Origin of the sequence: Pseudoalteromonas sp. SG44-1 (assembly GCF_014164315.1) — a bacterium.
GTDB lineage: Bacteria > Pseudomonadota > Gammaproteobacteria > Enterobacterales > Alteromonadaceae > Pseudoalteromonas > Pseudoalteromonas rhizosphaerae.
The window spans coordinates 14018-29190 of record NZ_JACJEW010000005.1 but is presented as its reverse complement, the minus strand read 5'-3'; the positions used below and the strand labels follow the sequence as shown (position 1 = coordinate 29190).

The window sequence follows — 15173 nt, the reverse complement described above, 5'->3', positions numbered from 1 at the left end:
CATTTGGATTATGACAGCCAACTCAGAGTATTTAAACGAATTACAACAGCAAGGCGATTTTTTAACTCTCAGCCGTAATAATGAATGGCACTTAGCACCGAGTGCTTTTACTTTAAGTAATGGTACCACTGTAACTATTCATGACACCGGCGTTATAGAGTTTCAACCAAAATGCGCTACTACAATCGATGTGGTACTTTCAAGTGCGATCCATGGTAATGAAACAGCACCTATTGAAATTTGCGATGAATTAATTAAGCGTATTATCTTAGGCGATTTACAACTAGCACAGCGTGTACTGTTTATTTTTGGTAACCCGCAATCAATTAATATTGACAAGCGTTTTGTAGAAGAAAATCTAAACCGTTTATTTAATGGTCATCACACTGTCGAAGGTGTAAAGATGAATAATGAGCGCACACGAGCGGCCAAGCTTGAACAATATGTTAGTGACTTTTATCAACGCGGCGGTCAGCAGCGAGAGCGCTGTCATTACGATTTGCATACTGCTATTCGTGGTTCAAAAAATGATAAATTTGCTGTATATCCCTTTTTACATGGTAAACCGTGGAAAAAGTCGCAACTACAGTTTTTATTAAGCTGTGGAGTAAATACGGTGCTAATGATGAAATCACCAGCCACCACTTTTAGTTACTATTCTTCTTTTGTTCATGGTGCAGATTCATTTACCGTTGAACTTGGTCAAGTAAAACCGTTTGGTGAAAATGATATGAGTCGTTTTGCGAAAACCAAAGCGACCCTAATCGCATTAATTAGCCAAAAAGAAGTGATATATAAAGAATTTGATGCAAGTGACTTTGAGTTATTTGCTGTGCACCGATCAATCAATCGCACTGAACACGATTTTTCGTTTCCTTTTTCGGATGATGCCGAGAATTTTACCGGGTTTAGCAAAGGTGATTTACTCGCAACGGATGGTCAGACCTGTTATTACGCAGATGTTGAAGGCGAAGCAATTATATTTCCTAATGCCGATGTTGCCCTTGGACAACGTGCATTATTAACGGTAATACCATTACAACTGACTGATAATATTATTTAATTTTTTGCTTTGCCGATCAGCTCAAATCGTTAACTATATGATTGTATATACTTTATGCTCTTGTATAGTTAACTTTCCAATGCCACTGTCGCCAATTAACTTTGTTTCGTCTATGATTAGTTGAATAACACTTTACGTTAACGTAAAGTGTTAGCAGCTTTAATTTAAATACAGTACAGTTTCTGCAAAGTTTATCCTGCAGAGCACAGCCAATAATAACAACTGACTTGTACTGTTTACGACAACAAAAGAAGGTAGGTTATGAGCAATCCAAATAACGTATCGCTGAATATTAGTCATGCTCTCTCATTTATTGACGGTCATGCCTTAAATATTCCGACCTTGAGTATTTTAAACGAGGATGGCGATATCCACGACGGTGCAACAGCCCCCGATATTGATGAAAGTACTGCGCTGCGCTTGTATGAAACAATGCGTTTTATTCGTGCACTTGATGAGCGTATGCAAGCTGCTCAACGCCAAGGCCGGGTAAGCTTTTACATGCAATGTTTAGGCGAAGAGGCGGCAGTGACAGCGTCTGCTGCGGCACTTGATCAAGACGATATGATCATGGCGCAATACCGTGAGCAGGCTGCACTTCATTACCGTGGCTTCACACTTGATCAGTTTATGAATCAAATGTTTTCAAATGAGTTGGATTTAGGTAAAGGTCGCCAAATGCCAATTCACTACGGTTCAAGTGCACTTAATTACATGACTATCTCATCGCCGCTAGGCACTCAAATACCGCAAGCAACAGGTTACGCGTATGGCCAAAAAATTAAACACATAGATGCAAAATCAGGTGAGCTAAGCTCAACGATAGATAACATAACTATCTGTTACTTTGGCGAAGGGGCTGCTTCAGAAGGAGACTTTCATGCTGGTTTAAATATGGCCGCAGTGCATAAGTCACCGGTTATATTTTTTGCTCGCAATAACGGTTATGCGATTTCAACTCCTGCGGATGAGCAATTTAAGGGCGACGGCATCGCTTCTCGTGGCGTAGGTTACGGTATTAAAACGATTCGTGTTGATGGTGCTGATGCACTTGCTGTTTATGCCGCAACTAAAAAAGCCCGTGAACTTGCCACTAAAACAGGTGAGCCGATTTTAATTGAATCGATTGCATATCGCCTTGGCGCGCATTCTACATCAGATGATCCTAGTGGCTATCGTTCAAAAGACGAAGAAGCGAATTATCAGTCTTGTCCAATCGAACGTTTTCGCAAATGGTTAATTAAGCAAAACTGGCTTAATGAAGAAGAAGACAATAAAGCCAAAGAGCAAATTCGTGAAGATATACTAGCCGCGTTAAAACGCGCTGAAGTGATTGCAAAACCGGCCTTAGAAGAGTTGGTGTCAGATGTATATGATACACCGATCCCTTCTTTGCAACGTCAATATGAGCAATTGAAAACGCATATCAAGCAACACCCCGATGCTTACCCAGTGACTGCAGGGAGAATTAAGTAATGGCTAAAATGAATATGTTACATGCGATTAATTCAGCCCTTGATATAACCATGGCTGAACATCCGCAAGCGTGTATCTTTGGTGAAGATGTTGGCTATTTTGGCGGCGTATTTCGCGCAACGTCTGGACTACAAGAGAAATATGGTCAGCACCGTGTATTTAATACACCATTAACCGAACAAGGGATCATGGGTTTTGCTAATGGCTTAGCAGCGTTTGGCGCACCAGCACTTGCTGAAATTCAATTTGCCGATTATATCTTTCCAGCCTTTGACCAAATAGTAAATGAGTCTGCTAAATTTCGTTACCGTAGCGGTAACGAGTTTAATGTTGGCAACCTGACTATCCGTACTCCTTACGGTGGTGGTATTGCCGGCGGTTTATATCATTCACAATCACCAGAAGCTTATTTTGCACATACCCCGGGACTTAAGATTGTTGTTCCTCGCAACCCTTACCAAGCAAAGGGCTTATTACGAGCTGCAATTAAAGATGATAATCCAGTTATTTTCTTTGAGCCTAAACGCTTATATCGTGCATCAACGGGTGAAGTTCCTGAACAAGATTACAGCATTGAACTGGGTAAAGCTGAAATAGTTAGTGAAGGTACGGATGTAACACTACTTGCTTGGGGCGCACAGATGGAAATCATCGAAGATGCTGCAAAACGTGCAAATGAGCAAGGTATTAGTTGTGAAGTGATTGATCTACGCAGTATTTTACCATGGGATATGGAAACGATTGTTAACTCAGTGACAAAAACAGGGCGACTTATTGTTAGCCATGAAGCACCAATCACTAATGGTTTTGGTGCAGAAATTGCGGCGACAATCCAACAAGAATGTTTTTTGCATTTAGAATCACCTATCTTACGTGTTTGCGGCTTAGATACTCCGTATCCATTAGCGCTTGAAAAAGAATATGTACCTGATGCGTTGAAAGTGCTCGCAGCAATCAAGCAATCGGTCGAATTTTAGGAGTCATCATGGCAAAAGATTTTATTTTACCGGATATCGGTGAAGGCATCGTTGAATGTGAAGTTGTTGAATGGTTAGTAGCCGAAGGCGACACCGTAGCTGAAGATCAACCGATTTGTGATGTAATGACAGACAAAGCACTGGTGCAAATTCCTGCGGTTCATGATGGTGTGATCAGTAAGCTCTATTATGCTAAAGGGGATATTGCTTTAGTGCATGCCCCACTGTTTGCAATGGATGTAGCTGGTGAGACTACAGCCGATCATACTCAAGCAGAAACAACCAGCGTAATAGAGCACACGCAAACAAATACTCACGCTGAAGTCGTTGAGGATTTTATCCTTCCCGATATTGGTGAAGGAATTGTTGAGTGTGAAATTGTTGAGTGGTTAGTCAGCGAAGGCGATTTGATAGAAGAAGATCAAGCCGTTTGTGATGTAATGACAGATAAAGCACTGGTACAAATTCCAGCTAAATATACCGGCACAGTGGTAAAACTTTATTATGCTAAAGGGGATGTTGCACAAGTACACAGTCCACTTTTTCAAATGTCGATTGCAGGCACTCAAGCAAACGTTGTCGATATCAATGATGCATTAGTGAAAGCACAAACCAAAGCGGTAGAGCAAAAAACAGCAGTAGTTGAAAAGTCAGTGACAGCCCCTGTAATTAATAAAAAGGCGGTCGCATCACCGGCAGTAAGACGCAAAGCACGTGAACTTGATGTTGATCTAACCACAGTCCCAGGCAGTGGTAAGAATGGCCGTATTTACAAAGAGGACATTGAACAGTTTGTGAAAGGGGAAGTGCCAAATAGTATTGATACATCACCACTGCAAACGAAGCCTGACGTTACGAAAACCACAGCTAGCGACACTGGCGGCATGCGCATTGAGCCAATTAAAGGCATCAAAGCAGCAATGGCTAAACAAATGGTTGCTTCGGTAACGACTATCCCACATTTTACATTTTGTGATGAGATTGATTTAACAACTTTGATTGCTTTGCGCAGTGATTTAAAAGAGCAATATAAGCAACAAGGCGTTAAATTGACAATGATGCCATTTTTCATCAAGGCCTTATCGCTGGCTATGAAAGAATTTCCGGTATTAAACTCGAAAATAAATGATGAATGCACTGAGCTTAGCTACTTTGATGATCACAATATCGGTATGGCAGTTGACTCTAAAATTGGTTTGTTAGTGCCAAATATCAAACAATGTCAAACAAAGAGTATTGTTGATGTAGCCAATGAAGTAACGCGATTGACGGATGCTGCCCGTGAAGGACGTGTTAGCCCTGACGATCTCAAAGGCGGCACAATTAGCATTTCTAATATTGGTGCGATTGGCGGAACAGTTGCGACGCCAATTATCAACAAGCCAGAAGTGGCGATTGTGGCATTGGGTAAATTACAACATCTACCGCGTTTTGATGCCAAAGGGCAAGTGGTGTCTGCTGCAATTATGCAAGTTAGTTGGTCAGGCGATCACCGAGTGATTGATGGGGCCACGATAGCGCGATTCAATAACTTGTGGAAATCGTATTTAGAAAACCCAGCCAAAATGATGATGGCAATGAGTTAAGCGTAGCTCTTAATTATTCATTTTATCAAAGCTCAGCAGTCGCTGAGCTTTTTTATGTCAGTGACTTACACCCCAAAGAAATATAAGCCATAGCCAACGAGTAAAGCGGGAATTGCCGAATATATTGTTGCCACAAATGCGGCACGTGGTGCCATTGCGATTGCAGGGAAAAGGGCATCGCCGTCATTTGATATTGCATTCGCAGCTAAGGCACTAAAGGGAATGATGCCTTGAATATACAATGTAGTTACCACTATTTGTGGTCCACAGCCAGGTAAAAAACCAATCAAAACGGCAATTAAAGGCGCTAAGTATGCATAGTGAGTAAACCAGGCTTTTAAATCCACACCGGCAAATGTTACTAATAACTCAAATAGCATAAATGAGGCAACTACCCATGCCGTAACAAAATGGGTGTCTTGCAAAACTTTATATAGCTTTGAAGGGGGCGTTATAGTCTCTTCTTCTGAAGTTACTTGTTGATAGCTTTGACCTTTAGACGACAGCGCCCAAGTGGTAACAGCCAATAGCGCCATAATAGCGCCAAATAAGGTTATTGATTCAGCAAGTAGAGCATCAAAGGCTGAAAAGTCAGTATTGAAAGCAATCATTATTGCCACAATAAGACTGGGCATCATAATAATTTGCCAAATTGATTTACTGACTATAATTGCCTTACTAGGCTGATTTAAGCACTCATCAGCATAATCATTTTTTGCTGGGCGAAGATAATCTTGCTTATGAAATGCATTGACTAAGGATCCGCTGATAATACCAACGCTTAGGCCAATAATCATAATAAGTAAGCCTTCAAGCGGCTTCGTTGCTAATAGTAAAAATGCAGCATCCCCCATGGTCGCTGTTAATACAGCAACGATAGAGCCAAAGCTCGCTTGTCCTTTGGTAAATTGTGTCACTACTATGATGGCGCCTCCGCAGCCAGGTAAAGCTCCTAGTAGTGAAGCAAAACTAATTTCTAACAAGGGTGATTTTTGGCTTAAATAGCCAAGCTCTAAGTGAGGCAACCGATCGATGGCGTAGTAATAGATAAATAAAGTGACGGCAACAAATATACTAACTTGAAAAAACGCATCACTCATTGCCGTCAATGTCATTGCTCGCAAAGGAGCATAAGCTAAACAACACAACAACAATAGCGGTAATAGCAGCCGTTTATTACTGGTAATAAAATGTGTGGACGCTGGAAAACTAATTTTGGGCAGTGAAAGTGAAAACATAAGTGCAACCTAAAAACTATCTAAGTTGCACTTTAGATTCAAATTAAATGAAAATCAATATCATTTGCGTTATTTTCTTTGGAATTCTGAGTTCGCATTCCATTTGGGCCATTGTGGTTGCTCTGAAATATCAAAACCTACTTGATAAAACAGTTGTAAGTCTTGTACAGCTCCCGATAGATCCCATTCATCACGGTATCTGTCACATGGTTGATGGTAACAACCACGTAGCACTAAGCTCATGCGTTTACGATAATTAGCCGTATCTTCGTCAAGTGCTTCACTGCCACCACCCGCATACATCGCTGGAATACCCATGTTGGCGAAAGCAAAATGATCAGAGCGATAGTACCCGCCTGAAGATGGTTTAGGATCGCCGGAGACCGTGCGCCCTTGTGCATTAGCTGCCTGTGCTAATAGCGAGTCCATTTCTGATTTACCAATACCAACCACGCTGATATCTTTTACTTTGCCTAACAAGTTCAAGCTATCCATATTAATATTAGCGACTGTCTTATTTGCTGCTATCACTGGGTGTGCAGCATAATACTTAGATCCTAATAAACCTTGCTCTTCAGCTGTCACTGCTAAAAAGGTCATTGAGCGGCTAGGGTGCTTTGGTAAGCTTGCAAACGCTTTAGCTACTTCAATTAAGCCTGCAGTGCCTGTCGCGTTATCATGTGCTCCATTGTAGATTTGGTCGCCTTTACGGTTTTTATCAGTACCTAAGTGATCCCAGTGTGCTGAGTATATAATATGCTCATCTGGTTTTTCACTACCGGGTAAAGTCGCAATGAAGTTATATGAAATTGATTTTTTGATGGTGTTTTTAACCGCAACAGACGCTGTTAAATCGCCCATATCAACATGATAAGCGCCTTTTGCTGCATTGGTTTTCGCACTGGCAAAATCTAAACCTGCTTTAGTGAAAAGCTCGTTAGCAACCTCTGTGGTTACCCAACCTTCAACAGCGACTCTGTCCATATTATTGTTTTCTTTTTGAAAACCAAACTGCTCGCCGCTCCATGAGTTTTCAACCACAGACCAAGGGTAAGAGGCCGGTGCAGTTTCATGAACGATGATAGCCCCAGCAGCACCTTGACGGCTGGCTTCTTCGTATTTGTAAGTCCAACGGCCATAGTAAGTCATGGCATCACCGGTAAACAAAGCAGGATCTTTAGTGGCAAAACCAGGGTCGTTGACTAAAATCACCACAGTTTTACCCTTAACATCTAAACCTGCGTAATCATTCCAATTATATTCTGGGGCATTAACACCATAACCAACAAATACCAGTTCAGAGTCTTTAATACTTTGGCGTTCGCTAATGCGACTGCTGCCCATTACCATGTCTTTTTTATACTGGTAATCTTTGCCGCCGATAGTTAACACCATGTTTGGATCTGCTTCAAGAGACACCAACGGAACTTCTTGTAAAAAGCTGTCGCCATTACCTGGTTGATAACCTAGTTTTTTAAATTCTTCAGTAAGGTAAGCTAGTGTGAGTTCTTCACCTTTTGAAGATGGAGCGCGGCCTCCAAATTCATCGGAGGCAAGCACTTTGACATGCTCTGCGAGTTGTTGGGCATTGATTGAATTATACCCTTTGCTAACATCATCAGAGGTGAGACTTGTTGTTGCACATCCTGCAAGTACCGCAGTTGCAAGGAGTGTCAGAGAAAAATAACGTTTCATAGTCGCTCTTTTTTTGTTTTAAGTGAGCTCAGTATAAGAACTTCTATTAAAGAGAACCAGTTTTTGCGGTAAACTCCAACCATAATAATTGTAAAGCTAAAGATACTCATGAAGCGTTTTACCCCTTACGAACAATGGCATAGCGCCAGTTTAGAAAATGGTGCATTTAGCCATTTAAATACACTGTTTTCTTTAAACGGTTTATCCGACTGGCCGCAATGTGCGTGGATTTCATCATTTTTAGATGCTAAAAATGCAAATCAGCAAACAATTCGCTTTGTTGAAGACGCCTGCTTTAGTGAGGAAGAGCGCTATTATGAGCAAATCATTTTTGATACCGGTAAAGTACCAACGCGACAACAAAATTGGCATGACTTATTTGGTGGACTTATCTGGTGTTTATTTCCTAAAACGAAAGCATTGATCAATCAACGCCATGTTGAAGAGATCACACTTCACGGCACTAAAGTACGCTCAAAACACCGCAATGCCTTAACCTTGTTTGATGAATGTGGGGTTGTACTTGCTGTAAGTGATAATGTTTGGCCTGCGTTACTTAAAAATCATCAATGGCAGCAGGCATTTATTGAGCAAAGAGCGTTGTGGGGTAAAACCATTGCGCCATTTATGTTCGGCCACGCTAATTATGAAATGCTAACAAAGCCGTATATTGGTCTGACAGGTAAAGCATTATTTGTAAAAGTACCGAGTGACATATTTTGTAAAGATTTAGCCCAGCAGTATCAGTATATTGATCAAACCCTTTATGAGATGATTAGCGTCGATAACTGTTTAAGGGACAATAGCCAGCTCTCACCATTACCACTGCTAGGCGTACCAGGCTGGTATGATAATAATAACCCCGAGTTTTATAGTAATACGGATTACTTTAGACCAAAACGAAGGACACGAACATGATAGAAGTTACGGGGCTTAAAAAGAAATTTAAGCTAACTAAAGACCATAAAAAAAACAAAGTCGATAAAATAGATCCCCGTGAAGATAAAGATTATTTTCATTCGGTGCGAGATGTCAGCTTTCATTGTAATAAAGGCGAAGTGCTGGGCTTACTCGGCCCTAATGGTGCAGGAAAAACCACCACGCTAAGAATGATCTCGACAGCGTTAAAACCCGATGAAGGGCAAATAATTATTGCTGGTGAAGACATCATTAAAAAACCACTATTTGGTCGTAAGTCTATTGGTTTTCTATCTGGCAGTACCGGTTTATATGGCCGTTTAACGGTAAAAGAAAATATCGAATATTTTGCAAAACTACACGGTATGAGTAAAGACGCGATTAGAGCACGGTGTGAAGAGTTATTTGATTTACTCGATATGCATAGCTTTATTGATAAACGTGCTGATAATTTATCAACGGGTATGAAGCAAAAAGCCAATATAGCCCGCGCAGTTGTGCACCATCCGGCAGTCGTGGTACTTGATGAGCCGACCACTGGATTAGACATTATGACCACTCAAACGGTGATCGAGTTTATAAAACGGCTTAAAGCGCAAGGGACTCCTGTTATATTTTCAACCCATCATTTAGATGAAGTAGCGCTACTGTGTGACCGCGTTGCGGTGATCAACGAAGGTATCAGTTGTTTTGACGGCAGTCTTGACGAATTTAAAAAAGTGGGTAAAAGCGACGAACTTAATCAAGCGTTTATGAATATATTGACGGAGAAAAATAATGTTTGAAGTATTTAAAAAGGAATTAAAGGAGCTATTACGAGATAAAAAAACACTCATTTTTATTGTCGCATTACCAGTTGCTATCTTTCCATTATTATTTGCGGTGATGGCATTTATTAGTTCTCAAGCAACACTTGAAGCCGAACAAAAAGTTCATACCTATGCCATTATCAATGGCGAATATGCGCAATCATTCACAGATAAAGTTTTTTATCATAAAAGTTTTCAATTATACAAAGGTGATCACACCTTTAATACAGTTGTAGAGCTTACAGAGGCCGTTAAAGCCGGCACCATTGATATGGGTATTTTCTTACCCGCAGATGCCAAACAAAACCTTGATGACGCAAAACAAAGTCAGTGGCAAGTGGTTTATAACGATGCTAAAGCGATTAACTTTTTATTCGACAGAGTAAAAGAGCTTGCTGAAGAATTTGGTAATAAGCTAAGAGCTGAAAAACTATTAAGCTACGGTGTTTCAGTTGAGCAACAAAGTGCAATTATTGATCCAATCAAAGTTGTAAAAGTTGATACTGCTGATAAACGAGAAAATTTAGGTGAGAAAATAGGCGGCTTTATCCCTTACTTACTGATCCCATTAGTATTGATGGGAGCAACATACCCAGCAATTGATTTAGGTGCAGGTGAAAAAGAACGCGGCACATTAGAAACGTTACTATTGACACCAATCACCCGTACGCAACTTGTATTAGGTAAATTTATTACTTTACTTGCAGCGTCAATCGCCACCACAACGATAACCGTGTTGAGTATGGGCGTTTGGATCAGTATCGCGATTTCTTTCATTGATTTGGATGTGATAAAAACAGCATTTAGTTCATTACGCGTATTAGATTTGGCACTCATTTTTATTATTTTATTACCCGTCGCCGCGATTTTTTCTTCTCTTGCGTTAGCAATATCGATTTATGCGCGTAGCTTTAAAGAAGCTCAGAATTACATGACACCACTGAGTATGGGGGTGATATTTCCTATCATTGTTGCTTTACTACCGAATGTTGAGCTAACAGCTAAAACCGCATTTATACCGGTTACTAATGTGGCTTTAGCGATTAAAGAAATTATCAAAGGTACGATTGATTACACGTTACTTGGACTAATCTTTTTAGCGACCGTGATTGTTGCCGGTGCACTATTAGCATTTTGTGTTAAATGGTTTAATAAAGAAGAAGTCTTATTTAGATAATAAATTATATAGAAGTAGGCTGGGCGTGGTTGTTACAATACTCTTAGTTAAATAATAAAAATGACGGGCTAGCTCGTCATTTTTTATTACTATAGTTTCCTTAGAAAAACTAAGAATCGATAAAAAGCGCAGAGATAACTTTTTAATTGCTCTATAATGTAGTTTGTATTTGAAAGCAAACTGGCAATTTTGATGCGCAACTCACTGACATTTTTTAATTTATTTCGCAGTAATAAACTTTCTTTATTAGCATTGCTGTTTTTTTTCATCCTCGCAATACCTGCTTTATATATATTTGAGCTGAAAGTACGCAAAGATGTTTACCAGGTTGCCCAAACCACACTACAGCAAGAGCTTGATACAAAAGCACTGATGTTAAAAGGACATTTAAAAGACAGTGTTTCGTCAATCAACTTTTTAAATGCCACACCGCCTATCAGTGGCATCAGCCGAGCCGCTGCAAATAACCTTATTGATCCACTATTAAATACTCCCATCGCGATATGGCAAACGCGCTTAGCTGAAATATTTAGTGGCTTTATGCGCACTGACCCGCAGCTATTACAAGCCAGATATATTACCCTTGCTGATAATGGTCAAGAAATTGTCCGTGTTGATAGGATCAATGATGTTGTGGTGCGCCTCGAGGGAGGCTTATTACAACAAAAAGGGCAGCGGGATTACATGCTTAATGCCAGCAGGTTAGATAGTGAATCTGTCTATATATCACCGATTAACTATAATCGAGAGCATGGCCAAATTCAGATCCCCTACGTGAGTACCTACCGAGTTGCTAAGCCGGTATTTAATAAACAAGGAGCAGTGTTTGCTGTATTAGTAACCAATTATTTTGCTGATGAGTTATTTAATAGTGTTACTTTTAGTTCACCTGCTGGGGTTGATGTTTATCTGTTAAATGATCAGCAGCAGTTTTTATTTCACCCAGATCCTAAACTGCGATTTGGTTTTGAGTTTGGTCAAGACATTACTTGGTCAAGTGTATTTAGTCAAAGCCAAGATATGAGCAGCCAAGCGACTTTACCTTTTCATGATTTACCAAGCCATTATTATTTAAAACAACGTATTAGTTTAGAAAATAACATTAGCATGTTGCCCCTTGAACTTGCGGTATCAATTAATACCGATATTTTGGCAAAAGACGTTGCTAAGCGTCGTGATCATTTTGTGCTGGTAATTATTTCACTTTTCACTGCTTTGTGGTTATTAGTGTGGTTATACCAAAGGTATATAAACCGCAAATTAGAGTTTCACTCCTTGAAGGAGCGTAATAACAAGATTATTGAAAATTCCCTCGATGCAATCTTAACAGTACAAGAGGATGGGCTTATCAGTAATGCCAATAAAACAGCGTTGCAGTTCTTTGATATCATTATTGATCACACCAAATTCACGCAATTATTTACGCTTGCTGAAAGTGATAATTCATGTATTGATGAAACCATAGCGCAGGGGTCAAAACCATCATTTGAAGGCGTGTATACTGATCCGCAGGATCAACAACACTTTTACTCAATTACACTTACTAGCGTGTTTGATATTTTTACCCAGCGCCACCAGGTTGCAGCGATTTTACGAAACATCAATTCACTTAAACAGACTCAAGTAGAGCTTGAAAAACTCAATAGTACGTTAGAGCAAAAGGTTCGCCAACGCACAACTGAACTTGAAAGTGCGATTGAAGAAGCGTTGGCAGCCAGTAAATCGAAAAGTGATTTTATTGCTAACATTTCCCATGAAATACGTACCCCTATGAATGGTGTATTAGGGATGCTGGAAATGCTCAAAGAAGACACACTAACGCAACAGCAACAGCAATACCTAGAGCTGGCCAATAGCAGCGCTAACTCATTAATGACATTAATTAATGACATCTTGGATTTTTCAAAAATAGAAGCAGGTAAACTTGATATTGATAATCACAGTTTTGATGTGATTACTGTATGCAGTGATATGATCACCTCTATGGCATTACAAGCCCAGCGTAAAGGCTTAGAAGTGTTTTTGCATACCGATAAAGTTATTGATCGTATGTTAGTAGGAGATAGCCACCGATTAAAACAAATATTAATAAACTTACTTAATAATGCATTCAAATTTACCCATCAAGGTGAAGTCAGTTTAACTCTTGGCTGTCAGTATCTTACTGAAGAAAAGTTATTAATGAGCTTTGTTATTGAAGATTCAGGCATCGGCATTGCTGAAAAAAATATCGATAAGTTGTTTGAGGCCTTTACCCAAGAGGACACCAGTACCACTCGCCACTTTGGTGGTACTGGGCTTGGTTTATCAATTTGTCGTAAGTTGGCGCAATTGATGGGCGGTGATATTAGCGTCACCAGTGAAAAAGGCAAAGGGAGCTGTTTTACAGCGCAAGTGCAATTACATATTGCAGCTGAGAAAAAGCTCAATACAGCCGTTGAGTTGGCAAAAGATATTCAGGTTGGCGTGCTGATAGATAGCGACAGTGTATATAACAATGTCACTAATTTATTGATTAAAAATTGCCAAGTAGCGGCCAATAATATTCAACGATTTGACTACCAAGCACAATATCAAGAGTTAAAAGTTGATTTACTGGTTGTTGATAATGATCACCCATACTTACAAACACTGATTAATTTATGTAATAAGCAGAATAAAAAATATGTATTAATTTTGCGTGATTTATTGCTTAGTAAAAAAGCCAAAGAGCAGGTGCCTGAAAATTGCCATGTACTTAATAAGCCGCTTACTCAAGATCAATTTAGCTTTAAGTTAGCAAGTTTGTTTGGTGTTAATAATAGTTTTTTGGTTGCTAGCCAAGGTAGTGAGCAAACAGAATATGTTGAATACGATTTCTCAAATTTTAAGGTGTTATTGGTTGATGATAATATGATCAACCTTGAAGTTGCCAAAGCAATATTAAAAAATACCGGTGTCACTATTGTATGTGCCAGCGATGGCCTCGATGCACTAGAAATATTAAATACAGAGCAAACAGCTTTATTTGATCTGATTTTTATGGATTGCCAAATGCCAAACCTCAATGGCTATGACACGACCTCTGCAATTCGCAGCAACAAAGCTGGTGCTGACTATGCGAAAGTGCCTATTATCGCTATGACTGCCAGCGCTATGGCAGGTGACAGAGAACGCTGTATTACAGCTGGTATGAATGATTATATTACCAAACCCATAAAGCCAAAAGTTTTGAAAGACAAATTAGCTATGTGGTTAAAATAAACCACGCAGTCTAAATTTTAAGCTACTGATTTTTCAGGTTTAGCCTTTGGTCCACCAAGATTTTGATTAAGTTTGGTAATATCAGCAGAATTAATCACTGTTTGAGTGTCAGACCAGTGTAGCAATTCGATACGACCATTTTCTTGCTCTACTACTGCGGTACAACTTTCTATCCAATCGCCATCATTACAGTAAACAATGCCATCAACGACTTTGAGTTGTGGGTGATGAATGTGACCGCAAATAATACCGTCTACGCCTTGCTTTTTAGCCTCATGAATAGCAGCATTTTCAAATGCCTCTATTGCTTCACGCGCTTTATGAACGCGGGCTTTGATCCAAGCAGCGAGTGACCAATAGTTACCACCGTATAAGCGTCGAATACGATTAGTCCAGCGATTTAAAAATAGTAAAAAGTCATAACCTGTATCACCGGCAATACTGATCAGTTTGTTATACCGAGTTGCTGAGTCAAAATCATCACCGTGAACCAGTAGAAATCGTTTGTTGGCTTTGGTTGTGTGAATAAACTGCTGGTGGACTTCAATACCAAATAGGCTGTTATTGACGTAGTGCCGGAATGTTTCATCGTGATTGCCGGGAATATAAATCACTCGAGTACCTTGAACTGCTTTGGCTTGAATACAAGCTAATACTTGATAGTGACTAGGGTGCCAATAAAAATTTCGCTTCATAGACCATAAATCGACGATGTCACCCACTAGATAAAGGGCATCGCACTCAATACTATTTAAAAAGTCGAGTAGGTAATCTGCTCGACAATCTTTATAGCCTAAATGTACATCGGAGATCCAAACGGCTGGGTAGTACTTTTTATCACTTTTTTCGATGTCGTGCATAGGAGGTTACTCACGGTGTAATAACAACAAAGTTAAGCAACTTGAATGACGTTTATAAGACTGTTTGACGAAACATCTATGACAATTAATAATCGTGCAAAAACAAAAAAACCGCATTACGCGGTTTTTTT

At 39.8% G+C, this 15173-nt stretch carries 11 protein-coding genes; 8 read left to right on the top strand and 3 right to left on the bottom strand.

The window, feature by feature from the left end; all coding sequences use genetic code 11:
- Positions 1-10 precede the first annotated feature (10 nt).
- From astE to H5187_RS03505, 4 genes are all read left to right on the top strand, one after another.
- Positions 11-1063 (top strand): succinylglutamate desuccinylase, encoded by a 1053-nt coding sequence (astE, locus tag H5187_RS03520; protein ID WP_145233889.1) that lies wholly within the window; start codon positions 11-13, stop codon positions 1061-1063.
- A gap of 261 nt (positions 1064-1324) precedes the next feature.
- Positions 1325-2539 carry a thiamine pyrophosphate-dependent dehydrogenase E1 component subunit alpha gene (locus H5187_RS03515; RefSeq protein WP_182761326.1) on the top strand — a complete coding sequence of 405 codons (1215 nt, stop codon included), beginning with the start codon at positions 1325-1327 and terminating at the stop codon, positions 2537-2539.
- Positions 2539-3516, top strand: coding sequence for an alpha-ketoacid dehydrogenase subunit beta (locus H5187_RS03510; protein WP_182761327.1), 978 nt, complete (start codon positions 2539-2541; stop codon positions 3514-3516). Before H5187_RS03515 ends, H5187_RS03510 begins: the two co-directional genes overlap by 1 nt.
- Before the next feature lie 8 nt (positions 3517-3524).
- Complete coding sequence (locus tag H5187_RS03505; protein WP_182794451.1) at positions 3525-5102, top strand: dihydrolipoyllysine-residue acetyltransferase; 1578 nt, start codon at positions 3525-3527, stop codon at positions 5100-5102.
- Between the two features lie 65 nt (positions 5103-5167).
- Here H5187_RS03505 and H5187_RS03500 read toward each other — a convergent pair whose 3' ends face one another.
- Positions 5168-6340 carry a putative manganese transporter gene (locus tag H5187_RS03500; protein ID WP_149981085.1) on the bottom strand — a complete coding sequence of 391 codons (1173 nt, stop codon included), beginning with the start codon at positions 6338-6340 and terminating at the stop codon, positions 5168-5170.
- A gap of 69 nt (positions 6341-6409) precedes the next feature.
- Complete coding sequence (locus H5187_RS03495) at positions 6410-8035, bottom strand: M28 family metallopeptidase (RefSeq protein WP_182797553.1); 1626 nt, start codon at positions 8033-8035, stop codon at positions 6410-6412.
- A gap of 108 nt (positions 8036-8143) precedes the next feature.
- Here H5187_RS03495 and H5187_RS03490 point away from each other — a divergent pair, with 108 nt between their 5' ends.
- From H5187_RS03490 to H5187_RS03475, 4 genes are all read left to right on the top strand, one after another.
- Positions 8144-8953 (top strand): DUF3025 domain-containing protein, encoded by an 810-nt coding sequence (locus H5187_RS03490; RefSeq protein WP_182717853.1) that lies wholly within the window; start codon positions 8144-8146, stop codon positions 8951-8953.
- Positions 8950-9738, top strand: coding sequence for an ATP-binding cassette domain-containing protein (locus tag H5187_RS03485; RefSeq protein WP_149981088.1), 789 nt, complete (start codon positions 8950-8952; stop codon positions 9736-9738). Before H5187_RS03490 ends, H5187_RS03485 begins: the two co-directional genes overlap by 4 nt.
- A complete protein-coding gene (locus tag H5187_RS03480; protein WP_182797552.1) occupies positions 9731-10939 on the top strand; it encodes an ABC transporter permease subunit in 1209 nt (402 codons plus the stop codon). The genes H5187_RS03485 and H5187_RS03480 overlap by 8 nt, the downstream gene beginning before the upstream one ends.
- Positions 10940-11131: 192 nt before the next feature.
- A complete protein-coding gene (locus tag H5187_RS03475) occupies positions 11132-14182 on the top strand; it encodes an ATP-binding protein (RefSeq protein ID WP_182797551.1) in 3051 nt (1016 codons plus the stop codon).
- Between the two features lie 17 nt (positions 14183-14199).
- On the opposite strand, the gene H5187_RS03470 is transcribed toward H5187_RS03475, so the two are convergent.
- Positions 14200-15042 carry a UDP-2,3-diacylglucosamine diphosphatase gene (locus H5187_RS03470; RefSeq protein WP_149981091.1) on the bottom strand — a complete coding sequence of 281 codons (843 nt, stop codon included), beginning with the start codon at positions 15040-15042 and terminating at the stop codon, positions 14200-14202.
- Positions 15043-15173 lie beyond the last annotated feature (131 nt).

What these genes read in the sequence shown, in the direction of transcription:
- astE (WP_145233889.1), top strand. Translation starts at nt 11, where the DNA reads ATGACAGCCAACTCAGAGTATTTAAACGAATTACAACAGCAAGGCGAT.
- H5187_RS03515 (WP_182761326.1), top strand. Translation starts at nt 1,325, where the DNA reads ATGAGCAATCCAAATAACGTATCGCTGAATATTAGTCATGCTCTCTCA.
- H5187_RS03510 (WP_182761327.1), top strand. Translation starts at nt 2,539, where the DNA reads ATGGCTAAAATGAATATGTTACATGCGATTAATTCAGCCCTTGATATA.
- H5187_RS03505 (WP_182794451.1), top strand. Translation starts at nt 3,525, where the DNA reads ATGGCAAAAGATTTTATTTTACCGGATATCGGTGAAGGCATCGTTGAA.
- H5187_RS03500 (WP_149981085.1), bottom strand. Translation starts at nt 6,340, where the DNA reads ATGTTTTCACTTTCACTGCCCAAAATTAGTTTTCCAGCGTCCACACAT.
- H5187_RS03495 (WP_182797553.1), bottom strand. Translation starts at nt 8,035, where the DNA reads ATGAAACGTTATTTTTCTCTGACACTCCTTGCAACTGCGGTACTTGCA.
- H5187_RS03490 (WP_182717853.1), top strand. Translation starts at nt 8,144, where the DNA reads ATGAAGCGTTTTACCCCTTACGAACAATGGCATAGCGCCAGTTTAGAA.
- H5187_RS03485 (WP_149981088.1), top strand. Translation starts at nt 8,950, where the DNA reads ATGATAGAAGTTACGGGGCTTAAAAAGAAATTTAAGCTAACTAAAGAC.
- H5187_RS03480 (WP_182797552.1), top strand. Translation starts at nt 9,731, where the DNA reads ATGTTTGAAGTATTTAAAAAGGAATTAAAGGAGCTATTACGAGATAAA.
- H5187_RS03475 (WP_182797551.1), top strand. Translation starts at nt 11,132, where the DNA reads ATGCGCAACTCACTGACATTTTTTAATTTATTTCGCAGTAATAAACTT.
- H5187_RS03470 (WP_149981091.1), bottom strand. Translation starts at nt 15,042, where the DNA reads ATGCACGACATCGAAAAAAGTGATAAAAAGTACTACCCAGCCGTTTGG.